The following is a 22235-nucleotide window of genomic DNA, read 5'->3' as shown; positions in this document are numbered from 1 at the left end:
AACAACATTCATACAAAAGAGTGTGACCAGTGGATTAAAGAAGTGTCGAGCAAAGCGGTAAAACAAGCGATTATGAATGGAGATAAAGCTTTTAAGCGTTTTTTAAAAGGTTTATCTCAGTTTCCACGATATAAAAAAAAGAAGAAGCAAGATGTGAAGTGCTACTTTCCGAAAAACAACAAAACAGATTGGACAGTAGAAAGACATAGAGTAAAAGTTCCTACAATTGGCTGGATAAGGTTAAAAGAGTATGGATATATTTCAAAAAATACAACTGTAAAAAGTGGTACAGTATATCAAAGAGCAGGAAGATACTATGTGTCTATACTCTGTGAAGTGAAAGGGGGAAAACCAAATGCAACACTCAATGCAGTAGGTCTAGGAATTGATTTGGGAATTAAAGACTTCGCTGTACGTAGCGATGGAAAAACTCACAAAAATATAAATAAAACAGTACAAGTAAAAAAGATCGAAAAACGGTTAAAACGTGAACAACGCTCTTTATCGCGTAAATTTGAAAATCGAAAAAAGAGAGGTGAACAATCTGTTACTAACAAAAGAGCGAATATAGATAAAAATATTCTTAGGGTGCAAAAACTACATGCTAGGCTAGCAAATATTCGATTAGCGTATGTAAAGTCTATTGTAAATGATGTGGTGAAAACCAAGCCAACGTTTATTGCAATAGAAGATTTGAATGTGAAAGGTATGATGAAGAACAAACATCTATCTAAAGCTGTAGCGCAACAATGTTTTTATGCTTTTAAAACATGGTTATCAACGAAATGTAGGGAATATGGAATTGAACTACGGCAAGCGGATAGATTCTATCCATCTTCTAAAATATGTTCATGTTGCGGTCAAAAAAAGTCGGATTTAAAGCTGTCTGACCGAGTATATACATGTGAATGTGGCAATGTAATAGATAGAGATTTAAATGCGTCAATCAACCTTTTACAAGCAAAAAAATATACAATACTAACATAAATAGATTGTATATATGTACGGTGGGCTACATCGGAATTTACGCCTGTGGAGTGTTACAGCAAACTGTAGTAGCGAGTGATTAGCGAGACAGGACACGTAGAAGCAGGAATACTCTAATAATATACATTTGTCTATATTTTTAGTAGCAGAACATGTTATGAATCTACTTTACATGGTGTTAATTGGACAAATCATTCTTTTTTTAATTGGTGCAATTTACGCAATAGGGCAGACAAAAAAGACAAGAAATAATATGCCATTACCTTTAGCGGTACGTCTTATTCTTAGTTTTTCTTTAACAGCAAGTGCAATTTGGATATGGTTACAAGATCCATCAGTGGAGTATAGTACATGGGTTGCACTAGGTATGACGTTATCAACTGTAGGAGATTTATTTATGGCAGGTTTGATTCCAATTGGTCATAGGCTAATTGGAGGGATGATTACTTTCGCTCTTGCACATTGTTTTTATGTAAAAGCATTTTTGCAAACAGGCATCTCATGGAATGGTTTTTGGATTGGTTTACTCGTATACGGACTCTTTCTCATTATAGGATGGTTCTTCTTTATCCGAAATGATAAGCAAGATAAATTGTTTACGGTAGGAGCTCTAATTTACGGACTGTGGGTTGGAGGAATGGCTTGCTTTGCATTCGCCTTATACTATGAGAATACAGGAATATGGTGGATACCGGCTTTTGGTGGTTTACTATTTGTGATTTCTGATTTTATTATAGGAGTGACAGATATTGGAGGGCGCAAATTAAAGTATGAACCCCTTTGGATTTGGTTTACGTATGTAGCGGCTCAAATGTGTATTGTATATGTGGGAATATAAAAAGATACCCTCAAAATAGTAGATAGACTATTTTGAGGGTATCTTTTTTACTATTTTACTTCAGCCGATTTTTGAGATGGAGTTTTACTGCGGACAAATAGTGAGATAAATATAAATTATATAAAATAAGAAGTTTATGGTGATTATTCCAAGTTTACAATATTATAATTTTTCAATTCAGAATTTTGTGGAAATCAAGTAGTTGAAGTCCTTATAATAAAAGTAAAAAGATGATGAGATGGTGGAATGATGCAAAAGAAAAAACGTTGGCGTGAATTCTTTGGAACAATTGCAATTGCATGTTTGTTGGTGTTTTTGGCAAAAATCTTTTTGTTTTTTCCTACGACTGTAAAAGGAGCGTCCATGAAGCCAACGTTACAAGATGGGGATAAGGTGATTGTTAATAAGTTGGCAAAGCAATTTGAAAGTTATGGGCGAGAAGATATTATTGTTGTGAAGACAGATAATTTTTATGTGAAAAGGGTTATTGGTTTGCCTGGTGATGTCATTGAGGTGAGAAATGATCAATTATATGTGAATCATGAAGTGATACAGGAAGCGTATTTGTATAGTAATAAAAAACAAGCTGAAAAAAAACTTATGAATTTAACAGAGGACTTTGGACCGATTACAATTCCTACAAATAAGATTTTTGTTATGGGAGATAATCGCTTAATAAGCAGAGATAGTAGAAATGGTTTAGGACTTATTGATAAAGCGGATGTATTAGGAGAATTAGCGGCAATTTATTATCCATTTGAACATATGAAAATAATGAATTAAAGTAAAAAACCAAGCAAACTGAAATTTGCTTGGTTTTTTATGTTAAATCGTAGGAGACTCATTAAATTCATAGACGTCTTCATTGTTTTTGTTCGTACTTAAAACGAATTTGTGCTGCAATAGTTGCAGTTTAAAGAATGCTAACGGATCGTGATAAGTTTCTGGGTTGCTTCTTAACGTTGCTAGTGTTTGCTCGTCTTCCTGTATTTCAAGTTGAGCGGATTCTACATTTTGTTTCAGTATGCTAAGTGGATCTTTAAAGAACATCATGATATCTCGTTCTAATGCGCCTTCAAATACTTCAAATTGAAGGAAGAATTGTTTTGAGATTGTTTGAGCAATTTCCGTATAATCTTCCGTTTCAATGTATTGTTTATATTTGTTTGCGAGCATAGATTGATTTTTTTGCATGTTACCAAATAGTTTTCCCGCACTCTTTAAGAAAAATTGTGTTGGTGTAAAGCGTAATAAAATATTGATGTTCGATACTGTAATTCGATTTGTCATACGTACAACATCCCGGTGCCAGTCATCTAGTAATTTGAAATCGCAAGGAAGTTTCATGCGTTCTTCTTTATATAATTTATTAAACGTTTCACTCATTTCATCTAAATAAGATTGAGCTTGAATAAATTCATTATGCGCTGTTTCAATCCACTCTTGAATAAATCCAGTAAATTTAGGAAGAAGCACTTGCTGTACATGTTTTTGAATGCGTTCGTTCATTGCAGCATTTAATTCTTCATGAACTAATTTGAAGTCACTATCTTCTTGAACAAGGTCAGAACAGCTCTGTAATAATTCAGGAATTTGAGAATGGATATCTCGTGTGATTTCTTCTTTCGTTAAAAGATAAGATTCTGTAATAGAACGAATTTTATCTTTTTCAAGAGCAGTAAGATTGTTAATAAATCCGTTTAGTTTTACTGAGATATGTTTATTCCAGCGTACGGATTTCACTAATGTATTTTCTAATTCCACACGTTCATTTACAAGGTATGAGATTGTTTTTTGAGTGAACCATATTAGTTTTTTTATACGTTCTTGTTCTATGTCGCGTTCTGCTAGATTAGAGAGAATAGACTCTGTCACGTCTCCAAGTTGCTGGCTACTCTCTTGTGAAGGAGAGTATGGGAAGAACTTTGTATTTGGGAAATGGACTTTAATCTTACTCATTAGTTTTTCATTATTGGTCGCATTATTTGTGTGTAATACGAAATGAATTTGTAAGTTTGGCACTTGTTCACGTAAATAAAGTAATGTATCAAGCTCTTCACCATGCAATGGTGAAGCGGAATTTAATACGTAAATAAGGCTATCTGCTGCTTGTAAGTATTCAAAGTATGAGCTATTTTTATCCACTTGCCCTTGAACAGATGGCGTAACAAGAAATGCAAATTTATTCTTCCTTAAAAATCTACTTGGTAACTTAATTTCTATACACTTCTTCTCAAGTTCTGACTCAGAATCGGAAGGTGTAGCCATTATTTGATGGAATTCATCAAAGTTCGGTATATTGTGTACATCTAACGCAGTGAATTCTGTTATTTCAGTTTGGCTATCATCTTTAAATAGAATAGGAGTTGTTACAGTCTCAGTTAAGATGTTCTCTCCTAATATTGAATTGATGAATGATGACTTATCATGGTCACTAGTTCCCGCTATTAGTAATTGTGTAACATTTAAATCACATAGTTCATGAACGAGTAACGTAAATTGGTGACTTAAATCCACATCATTTTTTTCAGCCCATACAGCAATTGTTTCGAATAAATGAGAAACGGTTTCCATATTTATATTTGTTTCAGCTGTTGAATTAGAGAGTAGGGCTCCCGCACTTTTTACGAGCAATGACTCTAAAGTTGTAGGTGAAACTTCATTCCATGCTAACACTGCAGCAGAGACAACTAGGGCATCTTTTGCTTTCGTTAAACTAAACCAATTTGTTAATAAATCTGGTACAAGTCCCTGCATTTCATGCATGAAATGTTCACCAGTAATTAATTCAAAGTACGTATCTTGGTAGCGTTCAATAATTTCATGCCAATCGTCATTGTTGTCTGTTTCGATATGTAAGAATAAATGATTTATTGTTTGAATCCAAGGTAGATGCAAGTTTTCATTTTGATAGCTGTTCCAAAGAGCAATAACAAGTTCTTTAAATTGGACTTGATCAATTGTATATAAAGCTTTTAAAGATTCATAGAAATATTCTGGTTTGATTTGTTTCGTAAATCCTTGATTCACATAATTGATTAAAGTATCGAACCAGTGTAATGATTGTGTTCGAATTCCTTCTTGAACGGCAAGTTCGATAGCGTTATTCCAATCTTCTTGTTTTTCATAGAATGAGCGAGCAATTGCAGTAATATTTGGATAGTCAGGTTGAAATGCAACAGCCTCACTAATCGTCTTAAATGCTAGACCTAAACGATCTTGTTCGATGTAAAGAGAAAGAAGTTGTAAGGAAACTTCCATTGTAAGAGTTGTATCTTCTGTTTGGATAGATTGATAAATTTCTTCTGCTTTTGGCAAGAATCCTAGTTCGAAATAAGAATCTGCAATATTTTTGGTTGCCCAAAGTGCAAGTTCGTTATTTACTTTCTCCCATTTAAATATTGCTGCTTCAAAGTCTTTATTTTGGTAATAAAATTCACCTTGAGCAAAGCGAATATTAGAAATGTTGGAGAATTCGTTTGTAGATTCATTTATATATGCTTCACCGAGTACTTCCGATACTGGAGTAGAAGTTTCTTCTGTTAAAAATGTTTTATAGTAAACCTTTTGGATAAATTGATTTTCAATGGTCATGTTCGTTCCCCCTGTATAATTTAGAAAAATGATGTTGTATGTAAAGGGTGCATGTTCTTTTTATAGGTAGAAGTTGCATTATATCGACCAAACTACGTTTTTGCTAGATATATCATTTTTCCTGAGAGTTAAACCGTTGCGAAAAGTAACTTTCTTTTATTGTAACAAAAAAACAAGCATATGAATTTTTATTTTTTAATCACGCTATTTATGGATTATAAGACTAGCACTTCAAAAAGCGGTGAATACAAGGGAAGTAGGCGGGAGGAGGGCGCACGATTAATGGTTCATTTTCTTCTTGCTAACGGGACGGATAGAAGTAGAGTTCATTATAAAAACAATGTATAGTGAATATGTATACCATGTTTGTCTGAAAGGTAGAAAGGGCACAATGTGGAATAACGATCGTGCATAGGATGTGTCTTCCGAATGGAACAACATATTGGCGAGTTAATCGCGCATTATGGGTATTTTGGAATTATTATAGCGTTGGCAGGTGGGATAGTCGGATTACCGATACCAGATGAGTTTTTATTGACCTTTGTTGGTTATAACGTTTCAAAAGGAGTTATGTCAGGAACGGCTGCTTTTTTAAGTGGGATGGCAGGTGCGATGTTAGGTATTACATTAAGCTACATATTAGGTTTAAAACTGGGACTTCCTGTTTTAAAAAAATATGGGCCGAAAATTAGAATTAAAGAACATCACATTGAAAAAACACACATTTTATTTGAAAAATATGGACCATTTCTTTTAATGATTGGTTACTTTATCCCGGGAGTACGTCATTTAACAGCATATTTTGCTGGGGTGTCGAATTTAACACTTTGGCGTTTTTGTTTGTACGCTTACGGTGGTGCACTTATTTGGATAAGTGTTTTTATTGGGCTTGGCTGGAAGTTAGGAGAGAAGTGGCGTTTCGTTGAGTATAGTTTACATCATTATGGAATATGGATTTTATTCATTTCAGTAGTTGTTACAGGTGTTGTATGGTTTTACATAAAGAAAAAGAAAAACCGCTAATAGCGGTTTTTTTAGCTGAAAGCAATAAATAGTACACCAGCTGTAATAAAGACTACACCAACGCCAGTCATAAAGTTTAACTTTTCACCGAGTATAATCATAGCGAGGATGATAGAAAATACGACGCTTAATTTATCGACAGGAGCCACTTGTGAAACTTTCCCTGTTTTGAGGGCAAGAAAATAAAATAGCCATGACGAAGCACCTGCAACCCCACTTAATGTGATAAAGAGCAGTGCTTTTTTATTTAGCAGTACGTCGCCAATATTTTGAAATTTACCTTGTATAATAATAACACCCACCATAAATAATGCCATAATAATAGAACGAACCGTTGTTGCAACATTGGCATCGATTCCATCTAAACCAATCTTTCCGAAAATAGATACAAGGGCAGCAGCAATTGCTGATAATAGTGCGAATAATAGCCATGAACTCATAGTAAAATTCCTCCAATCTTACATTATTATACATGAAAATCATTCTCATGTATAAAGCGAAACTTTAATCAGTGGGATTTTACTGCCTCGCAAATAGCTGGATAGATAACGAAATAATCCCACCTTATATTTTTAATAAGGTGGGATTATTATACTACTCTGCAATTTCTTCATATAAAAAGTACGTTACATTATAAATATGTTCTACTTCATCGTCTGTCATAAACAATAATTCGTCACGCTCAATCCCTTTTTTCTTTTCAATAAACTCAATCATGTTTTTGCGTTCTTCTCTTTTCATCAATTTTATTTCTCCTCTCAATCTGTTTTAATACAGTTTATTTAAGTTACTGCTATTATATAACAGAATCTTTAGAAAGTTCCACCTATTTTATTGTTTTTTTCAGAAGAACTTTTCGACAAAACAAGCCCACCTAAAGGGGGCTTGTTTTATTTCATAGTCGTAAAAACTCGGGCTCCGTCGTACCAGCACCATCGATGTAATAAATTGTGTCAGGATTGATTTTAATTAGTACATAATTAGGGTCTTCAGGACCGAGTAACCAGCGTTTTAAGCTATTATTCCAAAACTTGTTTTTTAATGTGGAGTCTTCCTCGATGGAGGCTAAGCCCTCAACTTCAATATAATCTTCATCTAATTTTTTTCCTTCACGCCCAAGTAGTACATATACATTTGGATTTTTTTCGATATCTGTTATCTTTTTTGATTTTCGATCTGTTGCAACATATAGTACAAAATCTTCATGGAAAAACATCATAAAGGCGCTGTGAGGTTTATTTTCACGTACAGTAGATAATACACCAGTTCGTTGACCGCAAATAATTGTTTCAATTTTTTCTTTTAAATGCATGCTTTTAGCCTCTTTTCATACTTTGTAATTTTCTTCGTCTAAATAAAAATGAAGTATCTTTCATACTCTTTTCATCAACATGATTTTTTAAACGTAATTGTGATGAAATCGGACAAGTTAGGAGAAGAATAATAATAATATCGAGGAGAAATACATACGATGGAAGGATGAAAAGCATGTTTAACAAAATATTTCTTATCGTAGCGCTTATAGGTGTACCACTTTCTGTACTTGGGAAAACACTTCATTGGCCTCAAACAATTATGTTCGCTGTGTATTGTATTACGATTATCGCATTAGCTGGTTTTATGGGAAGAGCGACAGAAAGTTTGGCAATTGTATCTGGCCCTAGAATAGGTGGATTATTAAATGCAACTTTCGGTAATGCAGTCGAACTTATCATTTCAATTTTTGCACTTCAGGCAGGGTTAATTGAGGTTGTGTTAGCCTCTTTAACGGGTTCTGTACTTGGAAATTTATTATTAGTAGGAGGGCTATCCTTCTTTGTAGGAGGGCTTAAATACAAAAGACAAAGTTTTAATGTGTATGATGCAAGGCATAATTCAGCTTTATTAATATTTGCTGTTGTAGTAGCTTTTGTTATTCCAGAGATTTTTTCAATGAAAATGGACGCTGGAAAGACGTATCAATTAAGTATCGGTGTTTCTATCATTATGATTATTATGTACCTTGCTGCGCTGTTATTTAAGCTCGTTACGCATCGTGGTGTATATCAACATAAAACGGATGAAGTAGCTCATGAGGAAGAACCAGAGTGGTCGAAAGGTAAAGCGCTACTCGTTTTAGCAATAGCGACAATTGCGGTAGCTTATGTGTCAGAGGCGCTTGTGCATACATTTGAGACAGTTGCAAAATCATTTGGTTGGTCAGAATTATTTATAGGGGTTATTATCGTTGCGATTGTTGGGAATGCAGCGGAACATGCATCTGCAATTATTATGGCGTATAAAAATAAAGTGAATATTGCAGTTGAGATTGCAATAGGTTCTACGTTACAAATTGCCATGTTTGTTGCTCCTGTATTAGTACTGCTTTCTATGTTCTTCACGCAAAGGATGCCTTTAGTATTTACAATACCAGAACTTGTTTCTATGATTACAGCTGTTTTCTTAACGATTGCAATTTCAAATGATGGAGATACAAACTGGTTTGAAGGCGGTACTTTACTAGCAGCGTATGTCATTATGGGAATTGGTTTTTATTTATTATGAAAAATAGGCATAACAATTGTATTGAGAGAAAACAATAAACAAAGTAGTATATATACCTTTACGTAGGAAGGAGCCAGACAGGTGAAACGAGTATACAGCATATGTCTTTCAACTATGGTCTCGTTTATTCTATTATTTCCTAACATGAGTTTTGCAAAGACAACGGTAGAAACAAAAATGCCTTCATCTGTTTTAAATATTTCCAAAGACAATACGTTTCCAAATGATGCGCAAGATTTGCCGCGCTTACAGCCGAGTAAGTTTGCTCAAGAACTATTGAAAACAGCAAATATTAAAATTGAAAATCCGGACTTAATTCGAATGTTTAATGAAACGACAATATCGAATGCGCCGCTTGCGGTAGGGTACCGAGCGAAGATTTATTTAGGTCAATGGGCTTTGAATTATGAATCGGTTGATACATCGATTAATTGGGAATATAAACAAGTAAATCGCAATGTGTACGATAATCGCGGAGGAGATCGCTTATATCCACTACGCTATAAACAAGAAACGCAAAAGACGGTTGAAGGCGATTTAACAGCAGATATGAAAGATACTGCGGATGTGAAAAAAATGATGCTCCTCAAAGCGCTTGAAAAAGTACAATTGCCACTTTCATTTAAAACCACCATTGGGTATGGTACAGGGCATGAGCGCGTGTATAATATTAGTCCGAGTCAACTTGGATATTTATACGCTTATACACCAGCAGTAAATGAAAAAGGAAAAGTAACGTTTGGAGAAGTGTATCTTGTGTTAAAAGGAAATCAAAAAAGGCTTGTTGTAAAAAACATTACCTCACAAGGAATCGGAGCTGCTATTCCAATTCATGATCATTTGTATTTTAAATTCATTTCTTCTTCTCATTCGCAATAATATAAAAAAACGTCAGCTTATAAGCTGACGTTTTTTTATAATGTAATATTTGCTGTTTTTGATAAGAAATCTTCTGTCGGATAGTAGCTGTTTTTTACAAGAACATTCGGCCCTAGGCATTTCACTGCAGGACAGTGACAGCTTAATGATTTTGCAGTTTTTGAGGCACTCCATTTGTCATATGCTTCTTGTAGTGTGTTTGTTTGTACGTTACCTAGAAGGGGAACGTCACCGAAATCAGTTACAATAATATTTCCATCGAAAATGTTGACGTTTAAACGAGAACGGCCATCTGGATCGTTACGAACTGTTACATTTTTGCTTTCTTGTAATTTCTTAAATGTGGCGATGTCTCGCTCGTCATCACTACAAGCATAGAAAGGTAAAGTTCCAAATAACATCCATACATTTTCATCGCGAATTTCTAGTAAATGCTCAATTGCATCACGAATTTCAGCTTTTGTTAAAATCTCTAAATTACTCGCGAAGTCACTTGGATACATCGGGTGAACTTCATGACGTTTACATCCCATTTCGTCAACGATTTGACGATGAATATGCTCCATGTGTGGTAGAGTTCGTTTATTCAGCATTGTTTCGGCTGATACGAGTACACCTGCATCTGATAGAGCTTTACTATTTGTAATCATTCGTTCAAATAATTTTGCACGTTGTTCATACGTAGGTTTACGCTCCATCATTGCAAATCCACCTTCAACGAAGTCATCAATTGTTCCCCAGTTATGAGATATATGCAATACGTCTAAATAAGGAATAATTTGTTCGTAACGTGCTAAATCTATAGTTAAGTTTGAGTTGATTTGAGTGCGAACGCCTCGTTCATGGGCGTATTTTAAGAGTGGTGTTACATAGTTGTCGACGGATTTTTTTGAAAGCATAGGTTCTCCGCCAGTAATACTTAAAGAACGTAAATGAGGAATCTCATCTAATCGTTTTAATAAAAGATCCATCGGAAGCGGATTCGGGTCTTTCGGCTGTAACGTGTAACCAACAGCGCAATGCTCACAGCGCATATTGCATAACGTCGTCGTTGTAAACTCAACATTTGTTAATAGTAGTTTGCCGTACTCTTCAAGGTCCATATACGCTTCCCATGGATCGTAAGAAGGAGTAATCGGCTTCATTTTTTGTGATATCGTCATATGAAATACTCCTTTGACTATTGAAATAACAATTTGTCCATTCTCTATAATAGAAGAATATGTGCTTTTTATAAAGTGAAACTTTTTTGTAAAAAAAGAGATAGGGCTTACATTTGAATGAATTACTGTGACAAAATTGATGAAATTTCATGCCCATAGCAATCATTTTTGCGGTATAATAAAAGCAACTCGAATTAAAAGGAGAGTGCCTTCATGGGAAAAGCAATTCAAGATAAAGATACACAATTAGTATATTTAAAAGAACGTTTAAATATGTTCATTGAAGTAATTGATACAATTGAACCTGAAGAAGTAGAATTAGAAGATGTGGATCGTCTTCTTGCGATGTTAGATGAATTAGAATTAAAATGTGAGCAATTTAAAAAAGACGAATAATATATTAAAAAGGCTGCCAATTCCAATTTGGTAGCCTTTTTCTGTGCGGATAATAGAAGGACGATAGAAAAAGAGGTATAATCAAGTTGTGAAAAATTTCATTTATGCTTGAATAACGTGGAACAAATAAAAAGCTGAAGAGCATAACAATGGGATTTTCATCTCATAACGTTTTGGTAGCGTTCACAATTGAGGGGGAAGTAACAATGGAAAAGCTTCAAGAAAGCATGTATCAACTAATTGTTGAAACGTCAACGAACTTACCGAAAGATGTTCGTCGTGCGATTCAACAAGCAAAAGAACGAGAAAATGCAGGGACTCGTTCTGCGATGGCACTTGGCACAATTACGAATAATATTAAAATGGCTGATGATAACATCTCACCAATTTGCCAAGATACAGGGATGCCAACGTTTAAAATTTATACACCAGTTGGTGTGAATCAACTAAAGTTGAAGGAAGCTATCTATCATGCGCTTGAGCGGGCGACAAAAGATGGTAAACTTCGTCCCAATTCTGTTGATTCTCTTTTTGGAGACAATAGTGGAAATAATTTAGGACCAGGTACACCGGTTATTAAGTTTGAACAATGGGAAAAAGATTATATTGATGCACGTTTAATTCTAAAGGGTGGCGGCTGTGAGAATAAAAATATTCAGTATAGCTTACCATGTGAATTAGAAGGACTTGGACGAGCTGGCCGTGATTTAGAAGGGATTCGTAAATGCCTTCTTCATGCAGTATATCAAGCACAAGGTCAAGGATGTAGTGCAGGTGTAATTGGTGTTGGTATCGGGGGAGACCGCACATCAGGTTACGAATTAGCAAAAAATCAATTATTCCGTACATTAGATGATGTCAATCCAGTACCAGAGTTACAAAAACTTGAAGAGTATGTATTAGAAAATGCGAATAAGCTGGGCATTGGTACGATGGGATTTGGCGGAGAAACAACTTTACTTGGCTGTAAAATTGGCGTGTATAACCGTCTGCCAGCTAGCTTCTACGTATCTGTTGCATATAATTGCTGGGCATATCGTCGCCTTGGTGTAACAATCCATCCTGAAACAGGTGAAATTATGGATTGGCTATACCAAGAAGGTGACGATACACTTCAGCAAGAAGCACAAGAAAAAACAGAGCAACGTGAGATTGTATTACAAGCTCCAATTACAGAAGAGCAAATTCGTGAACTTCGCGTTGGTGATGTTGTAACAATTAATGGCATGATGTATACAGGTCGTGACGCAATCCATAAGCATTTAATGGATAACGATTGTCCGGTAGATTTAAATGGACAAGTTATTTATCACTGTGGTCCAGTTGTCGTGAAAGATGAAAATGAAAACTGGCAAATTAAAGCGGCAGGTCCAACGACAAGTATTCGTGAAGAACCGTACCAAGGCGATATTATGAAGAAATTCGGTATTCGCGCTGTCATTGGAAAAGGCGGTATGGGTGCGAAAACATTAGCGGCTTTAGAAGAGCACGGCGGTGTATATTTAAATGCAATTGGCGGTGCAGCACAATATTATGCTGAATGTATTAAAGAAGTAAAAGATGTTGATTTCTTACAATTTGGTATTCCAGAGGCAATGTGGCATTTACGTATCGAAGGATTTAAAGCAGTTGTAACGATGGATTCTCATGGTAATAGCTTACATGCAGATGTTGATAAAACATCACTTGAAAAATTAGCTAGCTTTAAAGAGCCAGTATTTAAGTAAACAAAAATGCATCTCGAATTATTCGAGATGCATTTTTTTGGTATATATAGAAAAACATGCTCAGCATGAAAAAATGCGTAGCAACAGAAACTACAAGTACGATTATATATGGAAAGGAGACTATTTATGAAATATAAATGGTTATATATCGGTCTCATTTTTTCAATTATGATGGCACTTGTTCCAGTTTCGGCATTAGCTTATACAAATACTCCACATAACTGGGGAATCCCGCGCCCTAAAAATGAAACAGTACCAGATGCAGGAAAGTTATATACAGATTTACTACAAAAAAATGGTGGGTTTTATTTAGGGGATACAAAGAAAAAAGATATTTATTTAACATTCGATAATGGGTACGAGAATGGATACACAGGGAAAATCTTAGATGTATTAAAAGAGAAAAAAGTACCGGCAACTTTCTTTGTAACGGGTCATTATATTAAAACACAAAAAGATTTGTTATTAAGAATGAAGGATGAAGGACATATTATTGGAAACCATTCGTGGAGTCATCCTGATTTTACAACGGTAAATGATGCGAAACTTCGTGAAGAATTAACGAGTGTAACAGAGGAAATTAAAAAAGTAACTGGGCAAAAAGAAGTAAAATATGTACGCCCACCGCGAGGCGTGTTTAGTGAAAGAACGTTAGCTCTTACGAAAGAAATGGGCTATTATAATGTATTTTGGTCACTTGCATTTTTGGATTGGAAAGTGGATGAACAAAGAGGATGGCAATATGCGCATAATAATGTCATGACGATGATTCATCCAGGATCTGTTTTATTACTTCATGCAATCTCGAAAGATAATGCAGAAGCACTTGCGAAAATCATTGATGATTTGCGCGAGAAAGGGTATCATTTTAAAAGTCTAGATGACTTAGTAAAAAGCGATCAACCGTAAGCATGTATGCTTGCGGTTTTCTCATGCTATAATGATGTGTAAAAAGGATGGGGAAACGTATGTGGAGCGAACATGTTACGTTAGAGTATCCGTATCATTTTGAAGAGGTATTAAAACGGTTATCTTTTGATCCTCTTAACGTCATTCAATTAGATGAGAAAGTTATCTATGTCCCGCTTTGTATAGATGAGGAACAGGTTGTTGTTCGCTTGCAAGGGATTGGTACTGTGCAAAATCCACAGTTTTGGATTTCTAGTCAAACAGGAGATCCGGAGAAAGTAATGAAACGAATGAGAGCCATTTTTCATTGGAATGAACCGTTTCAAGATATACAAAATCATTTTTTAAACACATCATTACGTCCACTATTTGAAACATATGCTTATACTCCAATTATTTTAGAATTTGATTATTTCGCTTGTCTTCTTCGCTGTATCATTCATCAACAAATAAATTTGAAATTTGCTACTGTGCTAACAGAACAGTTTGTGAAACGATATGGAACAGAAAAGAATGGTGTATTCTTTTTCCCCACTCCGGAAATAGTAGCAAATATTTCAATAGAAGAATTGAGAGAGCAGAAGTTTAGTCAACGAAAGGCTGAATATATAGTAGGATTAGGTCAAAGTATTGTCAGTGGTACATTAGACTTAGCGAGTATAGAAACCAGGGCGGAAGAAGAGGTTTCGGCACAATTGTTACCGATTAGGGGGATTGGTGCATGGACAGTGCAAAACTTTTTAATGTTTGGGCTTGGACGAAAAAATATGTTTCCAAAAACGGACATTGGGATCCAGCGTGCGGTGCAAGGGATATTTCAATTAGATGATAAACCTGATGATGTATTTTTAGAAAAAGTGAAACAAGAGTGTGAACCATACTGCAGTTATGCAGCGTTATATTTATGGAAAAGTATAGAGTAGAGGTGTAATAATGATACAAAAGCAACATGAGAGTAAGTTGGAAGTTGGTCAAACATTTCCTGTGACAATTAAACGTCTTGGGATTAACGGAGAAGGCGTTGGTTATTTTAAGAGACAAGTCGTTTTCATTCCAGGGGCATTACCAGGAGAAGAAGTTGTTGCAGAAACAACGAAAATTCAGCGTGGCTTCGCTGAAGCAAAAGTGAAAAAAGTTCGTAAAGCTTCACCACATCGTGTGAAAGCACCATGTCCGGTATATGAAGAGTGTGGCGGTTGTCAGCTGCAACATTTAGATTATAAAGAACAATTAAATCAAAAGCGTGATATCGTTGTACAAGCATTTGAGAAGTATATGAATAACAGTTTGGAAGAGAAAATCCGCCCAACGCTTGGTATGGAAAATCCATGGCATTATCGTAATAAGAGTCAACTACAAGTGGGACGTAAAGACGAAAAGGTTATTACAGGGCTGTATAAGCAAAACTCACATCAGTTAATTGATATTGCTCATTGTATGATTCAACATAAAGCAACGAATGAAGCGACAAAAGTTGTAAGACGTATATTAGAAAAGTTAAATGTTTCTATTTATAATGAGAAAAAACAAAAAGGTTTAGTACGTACAATTGTGACACGTACTGCGGTTCAAACAGGGGAAGTACAAGTTACACTTATTACAACAAAAGAAGAATTGCCAAATAAGGAGCAGTTTATCGCAGAAGTACAAAAGCAAATGCCAAGTGTGAAATCAATTATGCAAAACGTAAACTGGCGTAAAACATCTGTTATTTTCGGTGATAAAACATTTAAATTAGCTGGAAAAGAAGTAATTCAAGAAACACTAGGTGATTTATCATTTGAATTATCAGCGCGTGCATTCTTCCAGTTAAATCCAGAACAAACAGTTGTTTTATACGATGAAGCGAAAAAAGCAGCTGCTTTAACAGGCGATGAGAAAATTGTAGATGCGTATTGTGGTGTTGGTACAATCGGTCTTTGGCTTGCAAATGATGCAGCGGAAGTACGTGGTATGGATGTAATTCCAGAAGCGATTGAAGATGCAAGAAAAAATGCGAAGCGTCACGGATTTACAAATACGAAATATGAAGCAGGTAAAGCTGAACAGTGGTTACCGAAATGGGTAAAAGAAGGATGGCGTCCAGATGTAATTGTTGTCGATCCACCTCGTACAGGTTGCGATGATAAATTACTGGAAACAATTTTAAAAGTGAAGCCGAAACAAGTTGTTTACGTATCTTGTAATCCTTCCTCATTAGCACGTGATGTACAAGCATTAATGAAGAGTTATGAAGTGGAGTATGTGCAACCAGTTGATATGTTCCCGCATACAGCTCATGTAGAAAATGTAGTGAAGCTTGTTAGAAAGTAAAGTGTATTCATATTCCCTCACGATATGAGGGAATATTTTCTATGAAGGAGAATAAAATGAACAATTATAAATTAACGATTCAGTACGATGGTGCACGTTTTAAAGGATGGCAACGTCTCGGTAATAACGATAATACGATTCAAGGGAAAATCGAAAGTGTTATATCTGAAATGGTCGGAAAAGAAATTGAAATTATCGGTTGTAGTAGAACAGACGCTGGTGTACATGCTTTGAATCAAGTTGCTAACTTTCAAAGTGATGAGAAGTTAGTGGAACATAAAGTGAAAAAATATTTAAATCAATATTTACCTAACGATATTAGCATTACAGATGTAGAAGAAGTTCAAGATCGCTTCCATGCTCGTTACAACTCTAAAGCAAAAACATACCTTTATAAGATTTGGAATGAAGAGCATACAAATCCATTTATGCGTAAATACAGCATGCATGTGAATAAAAAATTAAATGTGAAAAGCATGAAAGAAGCTGCGAAACATTTAGTTGGTTCACATGACTTTACTGCTTTTTCAAATGCGAAATCAAAGAAAAAGTCTATGGTTCGAGAAGTATATACACTTGATGTGATGGAAGAGGCTGGATTTGTACAAATTAGAGTAAGTGGCAACGGATTCCTTCATAACATGGTACGAAAAATTGTTGGGGCATTAATTGAAGTTGGATTAGGACAATTAGATGCAGAAGCAATTCCACATATTTTAGAGGCGAAACAACGCAATCAAATTAATTGCCTTGCTGAGGCGAGTGGTTTGTATTTGGAGAATGTTGAGTTTTAAAAGATATGGATATAAAAAAAGCACTCATGTGAGTGCTTTTTTTATGCTGATGCAGCCGTTTTATCTTTTCGGAAAATCCCCATTAACCCTCCGATTAATAATAAAATTCCTGGTAATAAGTAAACGATAGAAATACAAATAAATCCACCAATTGCAGCGATCGTCATCATAATGCCACCTACTTTAGCTTTGCTCTTAACCATAACGCATCCAACAATTCCTAAAATAGAAAGAGCTACAGCAGCCCAGCCTAATCCAATAATTTGATTAGCTCCGTCAGCTTCAACTGCTGCTCCGACGCCTCCGATAAATAAAGCGATAAATGCACATAAAATCCCGAATATACCACCGATTAGTCCTAATACAAATTCTGTCGTTCTTTTCATAGTAATCACCTTTTATATTTTATTTAGAGTTAAAGAAAACTTTTTTACTTTCGTGAGTTTCGAATTGAATTTTAAAATCATCGCCAGTGTTAACCAATTGAGAGATGTACCCTTCTCCTTCAGCGCCTTTATAAAGTTTTTGATGTAGTTCATTTGGTGTTACAGCGTACTGGTCATTATTGTAAACATGTCCATCATTTGAAACAAGTTTGAAACTCGAACCGAATAAATCATATTCGTGATCTTGTGTTTTAGCATCAGTAACTTTACCTTTAATTTTCACTAGAACCCATTCTTTTCCTTCTGGAGCAGCCTCATTAAATTGATTTTCCTTTTTTAATATTTCGAAGGCTTGCTCGCCACGAATTACTTCTAAAATCGATAATTCGACTTTAGTCTTGAATTTTTCAAAATTGCCGTCTTCGCTATTGAAGATAACATCATTAACAGTAGCAGTTTCATTAAAATTGATTGGGTTAGAACGATTTCCTTTAGCTGATTCTGTTTTGGATTCTTTTTCTTTTTGTGTTTCTTTTGGAGCTTGTTCTTTTTCTTTTGTTTGTACACCATTATCTTTTTGTTCATTTGATCCGCAAGCCGCTAATCCGAAAATTAATGAACTACATGCTAATGTAAGCAAAAGTTTTTTATACATAAATTCTTCCTCCTAGATGTTGAAATGTCAGATTTAGAACTTACATAATAACAAACATAATGAATACTAAATGTCGGAATTTGTCGATGAAATTAAAAAGCATTTATTCTGTATATAATCAATTTTAAATTAAATTTTAAAGTTGTGGGGTAGAGGGGATATAAAGAAAAAACACGAGAGTAGTAAACATCTCGTGTTTAAATAGGATAAGTAACTTTGTCGGTTTAAGAAGATTTCTCGTTTTTCATACGTATCTTCAAATTCCAAAAAACAGCAAGCATAATGGCTGCAAAGGAGCCGCTAATTGTTGCGAATAGTTTTGCATAAGGATATGCGTTTATATCAACTAGTAACATCATACATACAATGGTAGGGAAGAAGGCTAAGTATTGTAATAATTTTAATTTTTTATCATTACTCATATATATCGTTCCTTTCTAGTATGTTATATGTTCATTGTAGCATATTTTACCAAATGTTTATTTGTACATTAAAGCGGATTTATGCTGCATTAAAAAGCAATAAAAGTCGAATTGGTGAGGGCTAGTAATCCACTCATCCAAGCTTCATTTCATATGTGTAAATGCAATTTTTTAATTCGATATTGTAAGTTTTGCCTACTTAATCCCAAAAACTTTGCAGCCTGTGAGATATTACCGTGGTACTCTTTCAGAATTTGATTGATGTAGTTCTTTTCCATTGCCTCTATTGTGTGCTTTAACGTTTTAGGTGCATCAGCATCGTTATTAGTTAGGAAAGGTTGCATATTGAATTCTTTTTTTATTCGTTCGCGAAAGTGAGTGGGAAGATGAAACGCTGTAATGATATTTTCTTCTTCAACTAAATTCATTGAACCTTCAATGATATGTTCTAATTCTCGTACGTTTCCAGGCCAATCATATGCATACAAAAATTCTCTTACATGTACATCTAGATCCGTCACGCTGAGCCCAAATTGAATGTTGTATTTTTCGATAAAGTGCTGAACAAGAGCTGGAATATCTTCTTTTCGTTCGCGTAAAGGCGGGAGACATAAAGTAACGACGCTTAATCGGTAATATAAGTCTTCCCGTAATCGATTGTGTGTAATAGCTTCAAGAGGGTCCTCATTAATAGTTGCTATAATACGAACATCAATTTCTTTTTCTTGTGTGCCTCCGATTCTTCGTATTGTTTTTTCTTGTATAGCTCGTAGTAATTTCGCTTGAAGAGCTGGACCTAATGAGTTGATTTCATCTAATAATAAAGTGCCTCCGTTTGCTTCTTCAAATAAACCAGCTTTATCGATAGCTCCTGTAAATGCACCTCGGTTCGTACCAAATAATAAGCTTTCCATGAGTGTGTCGGGTATGGCGGCACAATTTTGTGAAATAAATGGTTTTGTTGCACGCTGACTTTCATTATGGATGCTTTGTGCAAATAGTTCTTTACCGGTCCCTGTTTCTCCTACGAGAAGTATGGATGAGGATGTACGAATTACTCTCTTTGCTTCTGTAATGACGGATTGAATGGCGCTAGAATCCCCGATTATGTGATCAAAGGTAAACTTATTATTTGGTTTTCGAGAAAGGCTTGTTTTCATTGTTTGTTTGGAATGGTTAATTTCTGTTGAAATTTCAATAGCACCTTTAATTTTTCCATTTTCTATTATAGGGAAAGTGTTGTTAATCGTCGTAATTTCTTGCCCTTTATTGTTAAAATACGTTTGTTTTATATTTTTGTTTGTTTTTCCTAATTTTAATGCCTCTATAAGAGTACTATTTTTATTTTCTTCAAATGCGAATACTTCTAAAGGACTTTTATATAGCACATCTGAGCGTTCCATTGATTCAATTTCCATCATTTTGCGGTTGTAGATAATCGTTTTACTTTCCTCATTAATAATATGAATCCCGATATCGAGCTCATTGAGCAAAGTTTCATATAGCATATTCATTTCAATGATCTGTTTAAAATTAATTTCTTCTGTACGCATAGATTATCTTCTCCTCATTTCACCCTATGAAGACTGACTTTTTATAATTTTATTAAAATTCTTATAAAATCGCAAAATTTTTTTGCTATTTTCCTTTTAAAAATTCTCAAATGATAGAAAAATTTTGCGGTTATGAAGATTTTTTTTTTGAGAAACCTTCATTTTAAATAGGAATTGGATATTGGTACGCATTTTGCATAAATAATAGTTGAAATCTCTAAAGGAGGGATATGCAACGTTTCAGTAGCGATTAATAAGAAGGAGGAGTTTATAAAGTGAAGACGGTTATAGAAGGCGTGTATAGTCCTTGTTACGGGAAAGTAGAGAAGTTATTTGTTGCGGAAAGTTCATACGTATACGAGTGGGAGAAATTAGCGTTGATTGAAACAATAGATAAACAGAAAGTAGAAATTAAGGTAGGAATCAGTGGGTATATCGAATCATTAGAAGTAGTAGAAGGACAAGCTATCGCTGATAAAAAGTTATTAATAACAGTGAGGGATGATCTTTTAATAACAGGTAGTGATTAATCTATGTATTTTGCTCTTTTCAATAATTATTTTTAATATGAATGATTTTAAAAACGCTTACATGGAGTGGGTTTCCAAAGGGAAAAGGGGGGATTTATATGATGGATCAAAACCAAGGGTTAAAACGGGAATTGAAAAGCAGGCACATATTTATGATTGCACTTGGAGGAGTTATTGGTACCGGTCTTTTTTTAGGATCTGGGTATACAATTCATGAAGCTGGGCCTGGAGGAGCGATTGTAGCGTATCTTGTTGGAGGATTTGTTATGTATTTAACGATGCTCTGTCTTGGAGAGTTAGCTGTTGCGATGCCCGACGCAGGATCTTATCAAACGTATGCTACAAAGCACATTTCCCCTGCAGCGGGTTATGTAGTCGGATGGATGTCGTGGCTAAACTGGTCTGCTACGATAGGTATTGAACTGATTGCAGTTAGTATTTTAATGAAACGATGGTTTCCTGATGTACCGTCATGGATTTGGTGTGTAGCATTTGCGGTGCTTCTCTTTGCTATCAATGCATTATCTTCAAGAAGTTTTGCAGAAGTTGAATTTTGGTTTGCAAGTATTAAAGTCATTACAATTATTGCATTTATTATTTTGGGCGGGGCAGCGATGTTTGGTTTTCTAGATATGAAAGGAAATGAACCAGCACCGATGTTCTCCAGCTTTACTGATTATGGTGGTTTATTCCCAAATGGATTATCAGCTATTTTAATTACGATGATTGCAGTTAATTTTTCTTTCCAAGGCACGGAACTAGTTGGTATTGCGGCTGGAGAGAGTGAAACTCCAGAAAAAACGATTCCGAAGGCAATTAATAATACAGTTTGGCGTATACTGGTGTTCTTTGTATTATCTATTTTTATTCTTGCAGGACTATTCCCTTGGCAGCAAGCGGGAGTAATAGAAAGTCCATTCGTAGTTGTATTTGATAAAATTGGTATTCCTTATGCGGCTGATATTATAAATTTCGTTATTATTACAGCAGTTCTATCTGTTGCGAATTCAGGGTTATATGCAACTTCTCGTATGCTATGGTCTATGTCTAATCAAGGAATGATTAGTCCAATTTTCGGTAAGTTATCTAAAAATGGTGTTCCTATTTATGCATTGATTGTAAGTACAATTGTAGGTTGTCTCTCATTACTATCAGGTATTTATGCGGAAGATACAGTTTATTTATGGCTACTTTCTATTGCCGGATTTGGGGCAATATTAGTTTGGGCATCTATTGCTCTATCTAACTTATTAGCTAGAAGGTCATATATTAAGCAGGGCGGGGATGTGAAGGACTTGAAATTTAAAACCCCGCTATATCCATTCGTACCACTCCTTGCATTAACATTAAATGTAACAGTTATAGTTGCTATGGCTTTTATCCCAGAGCAAAGAATGGCGTTATATTGTGGAATTCCATTTATGATTGTTTGTTTACTGTTTTACCGTGCGACAAAAAATAAGGAAAGCAAAATAGAACATGTTGAAAAAGTAAATACAACAGAAGCAGAAGGTTTATAAAT

The 22235-nt window shown here is 35.0% G+C and carries 23 protein-coding genes; 14 read left to right on the top strand and 9 right to left on the bottom strand.

The window, feature by feature from the left end; genetic code table 11:
- The 3 genes from FOT98_RS24400 to lepB form a co-directional block, all read left to right on the top strand.
- Window positions 1-987, top strand: a 987-nt coding sequence (locus FOT98_RS24400; protein WP_144291161.1) for an RNA-guided endonuclease InsQ/TnpB family protein, incomplete at its 5' end; no start/stop codon positions are given.
- A 157-nt stretch (window positions 988-1144) separates the two neighbouring features.
- Window positions 1145-1825: a lysoplasmalogenase gene (locus FOT98_RS24395; RefSeq protein ID WP_063263197.1), complete on the top strand. Its 681-nt coding sequence runs from the start codon at window positions 1145-1147 to the stop codon at window positions 1823-1825.
- 246 nt (window positions 1826-2071) lie between these two features.
- On the top strand, window positions 2072-2608 hold the full coding sequence (lepB, locus tag FOT98_RS24390) for a signal peptidase I (protein WP_063263196.1): 537 nt from the start codon (window positions 2072-2074) through the stop codon (window positions 2606-2608).
- Window positions 2609-2650: 42 nt separating this feature from the next.
- Here the strand turns inward: lepB and FOT98_RS24385 are convergent, their stop codons facing one another.
- Window positions 2651-5419, bottom strand: a complete 2769-nt coding sequence (locus FOT98_RS24385) for a tetratricopeptide repeat protein (protein ID WP_063263195.1) — start codon at window positions 5417-5419, stop codon at window positions 2651-2653.
- 429 nt (window positions 5420-5848) lie between these two features.
- Between FOT98_RS24385 and FOT98_RS24380 the strand changes: the two genes are divergently transcribed.
- The gene (locus tag FOT98_RS24380; protein ID WP_063263194.1) at window positions 5849-6442 is read left to right on the top strand and encodes a DedA family protein; all 594 of its coding nucleotides are present in this window, start codon (window positions 5849-5851) and stop codon (window positions 6440-6442) included.
- 11 nt (window positions 6443-6453) lie between these two features.
- On the opposite strand, the gene FOT98_RS24375 is transcribed toward FOT98_RS24380, so the two are convergent.
- From FOT98_RS24375 to FOT98_RS24365, 3 genes are all read right to left on the bottom strand, one after another.
- On the bottom strand, window positions 6454-6882 hold the full coding sequence (locus tag FOT98_RS24375; RefSeq protein WP_000100307.1) for an EamA family transporter: 429 nt from the start codon (window positions 6880-6882) through the stop codon (window positions 6454-6456).
- A 154-nt stretch (window positions 6883-7036) separates the two neighbouring features.
- Complete coding sequence (locus FOT98_RS24370; protein WP_000817786.1) at window positions 7037-7183, bottom strand: BH0509 family protein; 147 nt, start codon at window positions 7181-7183, stop codon at window positions 7037-7039.
- A 154-nt stretch (window positions 7184-7337) separates the two neighbouring features.
- The gene (locus tag FOT98_RS24365) at window positions 7338-7754 is read right to left on the bottom strand and encodes a pyridoxamine 5'-phosphate oxidase family protein (protein WP_061676715.1); all 417 of its coding nucleotides are present in this window, start codon (window positions 7752-7754) and stop codon (window positions 7338-7340) included.
- Window positions 7755-7930: 176 nt separating this feature from the next.
- Here FOT98_RS24365 and cax point away from each other — a divergent pair, with 176 nt between their 5' ends.
- Together cax and FOT98_RS24350 are read left to right on the top strand one after the other, a co-directional pair.
- Complete coding sequence (cax, locus tag FOT98_RS24355) at window positions 7931-8986, top strand: calcium/proton exchanger (protein ID WP_061676716.1); 1056 nt, start codon at window positions 7931-7933, stop codon at window positions 8984-8986.
- An 81-nt stretch (window positions 8987-9067) separates the two neighbouring features.
- Window positions 9068-9865: a YfkD famly protein gene (locus tag FOT98_RS24350; protein WP_061676717.1), complete on the top strand. Its 798-nt coding sequence runs from the start codon at window positions 9068-9070 to the stop codon at window positions 9863-9865.
- A gap of 35 nt (window positions 9866-9900) precedes the next feature.
- Here the strand turns inward: FOT98_RS24350 and yfkAB are convergent, their stop codons facing one another.
- Window positions 9901-11028: a radical SAM/CxCxxxxC motif protein YfkAB gene (yfkAB, locus tag FOT98_RS24345; protein ID WP_063263193.1), complete on the bottom strand. Its 1128-nt coding sequence runs from the start codon at window positions 11026-11028 to the stop codon at window positions 9901-9903.
- A gap of 213 nt (window positions 11029-11241) precedes the next feature.
- On the opposite strand from yfkAB, the gene FOT98_RS24340 reads away from it, so the two are divergent.
- From FOT98_RS24340 to truA, 6 genes are all read left to right on the top strand, one after another.
- Window positions 11242-11424 carry an SE1561 family protein gene (locus FOT98_RS24340; protein ID WP_000513558.1) on the top strand — a complete coding sequence of 61 codons (183 nt, stop codon included), beginning with the start codon at window positions 11242-11244 and terminating at the stop codon, window positions 11422-11424.
- A 206-nt stretch (window positions 11425-11630) separates the two neighbouring features.
- Window positions 11631-13151 (top strand): class I fumarate hydratase, encoded by a 1521-nt coding sequence (gene fumA, locus FOT98_RS24335; protein ID WP_080467825.1) that lies wholly within the window; start codon window positions 11631-11633, stop codon window positions 13149-13151.
- A 126-nt stretch (window positions 13152-13277) separates the two neighbouring features.
- Window positions 13278-14060: a delta-lactam-biosynthetic de-N-acetylase gene (gene pdaA, locus FOT98_RS24330; RefSeq protein WP_063263192.1), complete on the top strand. Its 783-nt coding sequence runs from the start codon at window positions 13278-13280 to the stop codon at window positions 14058-14060.
- 59 nt (window positions 14061-14119) lie between these two features.
- On the top strand, window positions 14120-14983 hold the full coding sequence (locus FOT98_RS24325) for a DNA-3-methyladenine glycosylase family protein (protein ID WP_061676721.1): 864 nt from the start codon (window positions 14120-14122) through the stop codon (window positions 14981-14983).
- Window positions 14984-14993: 10 nt separating this feature from the next.
- The gene (rlmD, locus tag FOT98_RS24320; protein ID WP_061676722.1) at window positions 14994-16373 is read left to right on the top strand and encodes a 23S rRNA (uracil(1939)-C(5))-methyltransferase RlmD; all 1380 of its coding nucleotides are present in this window, start codon (window positions 14994-14996) and stop codon (window positions 16371-16373) included.
- A 56-nt stretch (window positions 16374-16429) separates the two neighbouring features.
- The gene (gene truA, locus FOT98_RS24315) at window positions 16430-17167 is read left to right on the top strand and encodes a tRNA pseudouridine(38-40) synthase TruA (protein WP_061676723.1); all 738 of its coding nucleotides are present in this window, start codon (window positions 16430-16432) and stop codon (window positions 17165-17167) included.
- 41 nt (window positions 17168-17208) lie between these two features.
- Here truA and FOT98_RS24310 read toward each other — a convergent pair whose 3' ends face one another.
- The 4 genes from FOT98_RS24310 to FOT98_RS24295 form a co-directional block, all read right to left on the bottom strand.
- The gene (locus FOT98_RS24310) at window positions 17209-17553 is read right to left on the bottom strand and encodes a DUF4064 domain-containing protein (RefSeq protein WP_061676724.1); all 345 of its coding nucleotides are present in this window, start codon (window positions 17551-17553) and stop codon (window positions 17209-17211) included.
- A 19-nt stretch (window positions 17554-17572) separates the two neighbouring features.
- Entirely contained in the window at window positions 17573-18208 is a 636-nt protein-coding gene (locus tag FOT98_RS24305) for a hypothetical protein (protein WP_063263191.1), read from the bottom strand.
- A gap of 224 nt (window positions 18209-18432) precedes the next feature.
- Window positions 18433-18630, bottom strand: coding sequence for a hypothetical protein (locus FOT98_RS24300; protein ID WP_063263190.1), 198 nt, complete (start codon window positions 18628-18630; stop codon window positions 18433-18435).
- Window positions 18631-18779: 149 nt separating this feature from the next.
- On the bottom strand, window positions 18780-20183 hold the full coding sequence (locus FOT98_RS24295; RefSeq protein ID WP_063263189.1) for a sigma-54 interaction domain-containing protein: 1404 nt from the start codon (window positions 20181-20183) through the stop codon (window positions 18780-18782).
- A gap of 275 nt (window positions 20184-20458) precedes the next feature.
- Here FOT98_RS24295 and FOT98_RS24290 point away from each other — a divergent pair, with 275 nt between their 5' ends.
- Window positions 20459-20713 carry a biotin/lipoyl-containing protein gene (locus FOT98_RS24290; RefSeq protein WP_000859483.1) on the top strand — a complete coding sequence of 85 codons (255 nt, stop codon included), beginning with the start codon at window positions 20459-20461 and terminating at the stop codon, window positions 20711-20713.
- 98 nt (window positions 20714-20811) lie between these two features.
- Window positions 20812-22233, top strand: a complete 1422-nt coding sequence (locus FOT98_RS24285) for an amino acid permease (protein WP_063263188.1) — start codon at window positions 20812-20814, stop codon at window positions 22231-22233.
- The last annotated feature ends 2 nt before the right edge of the window (window positions 22234-22235 follow it).

Origin of the sequence: Bacillus sp. HY001 (genome assembly GCF_007558965.1) — a bacterium.
Classification (GTDB): Bacteria; Bacillota; Bacilli; order Bacillales; family Bacillaceae_G; genus Bacillus_A; species Bacillus_A mobilis.
This window is presented reverse-complemented; position numbering and strand designations above follow the sequence as displayed.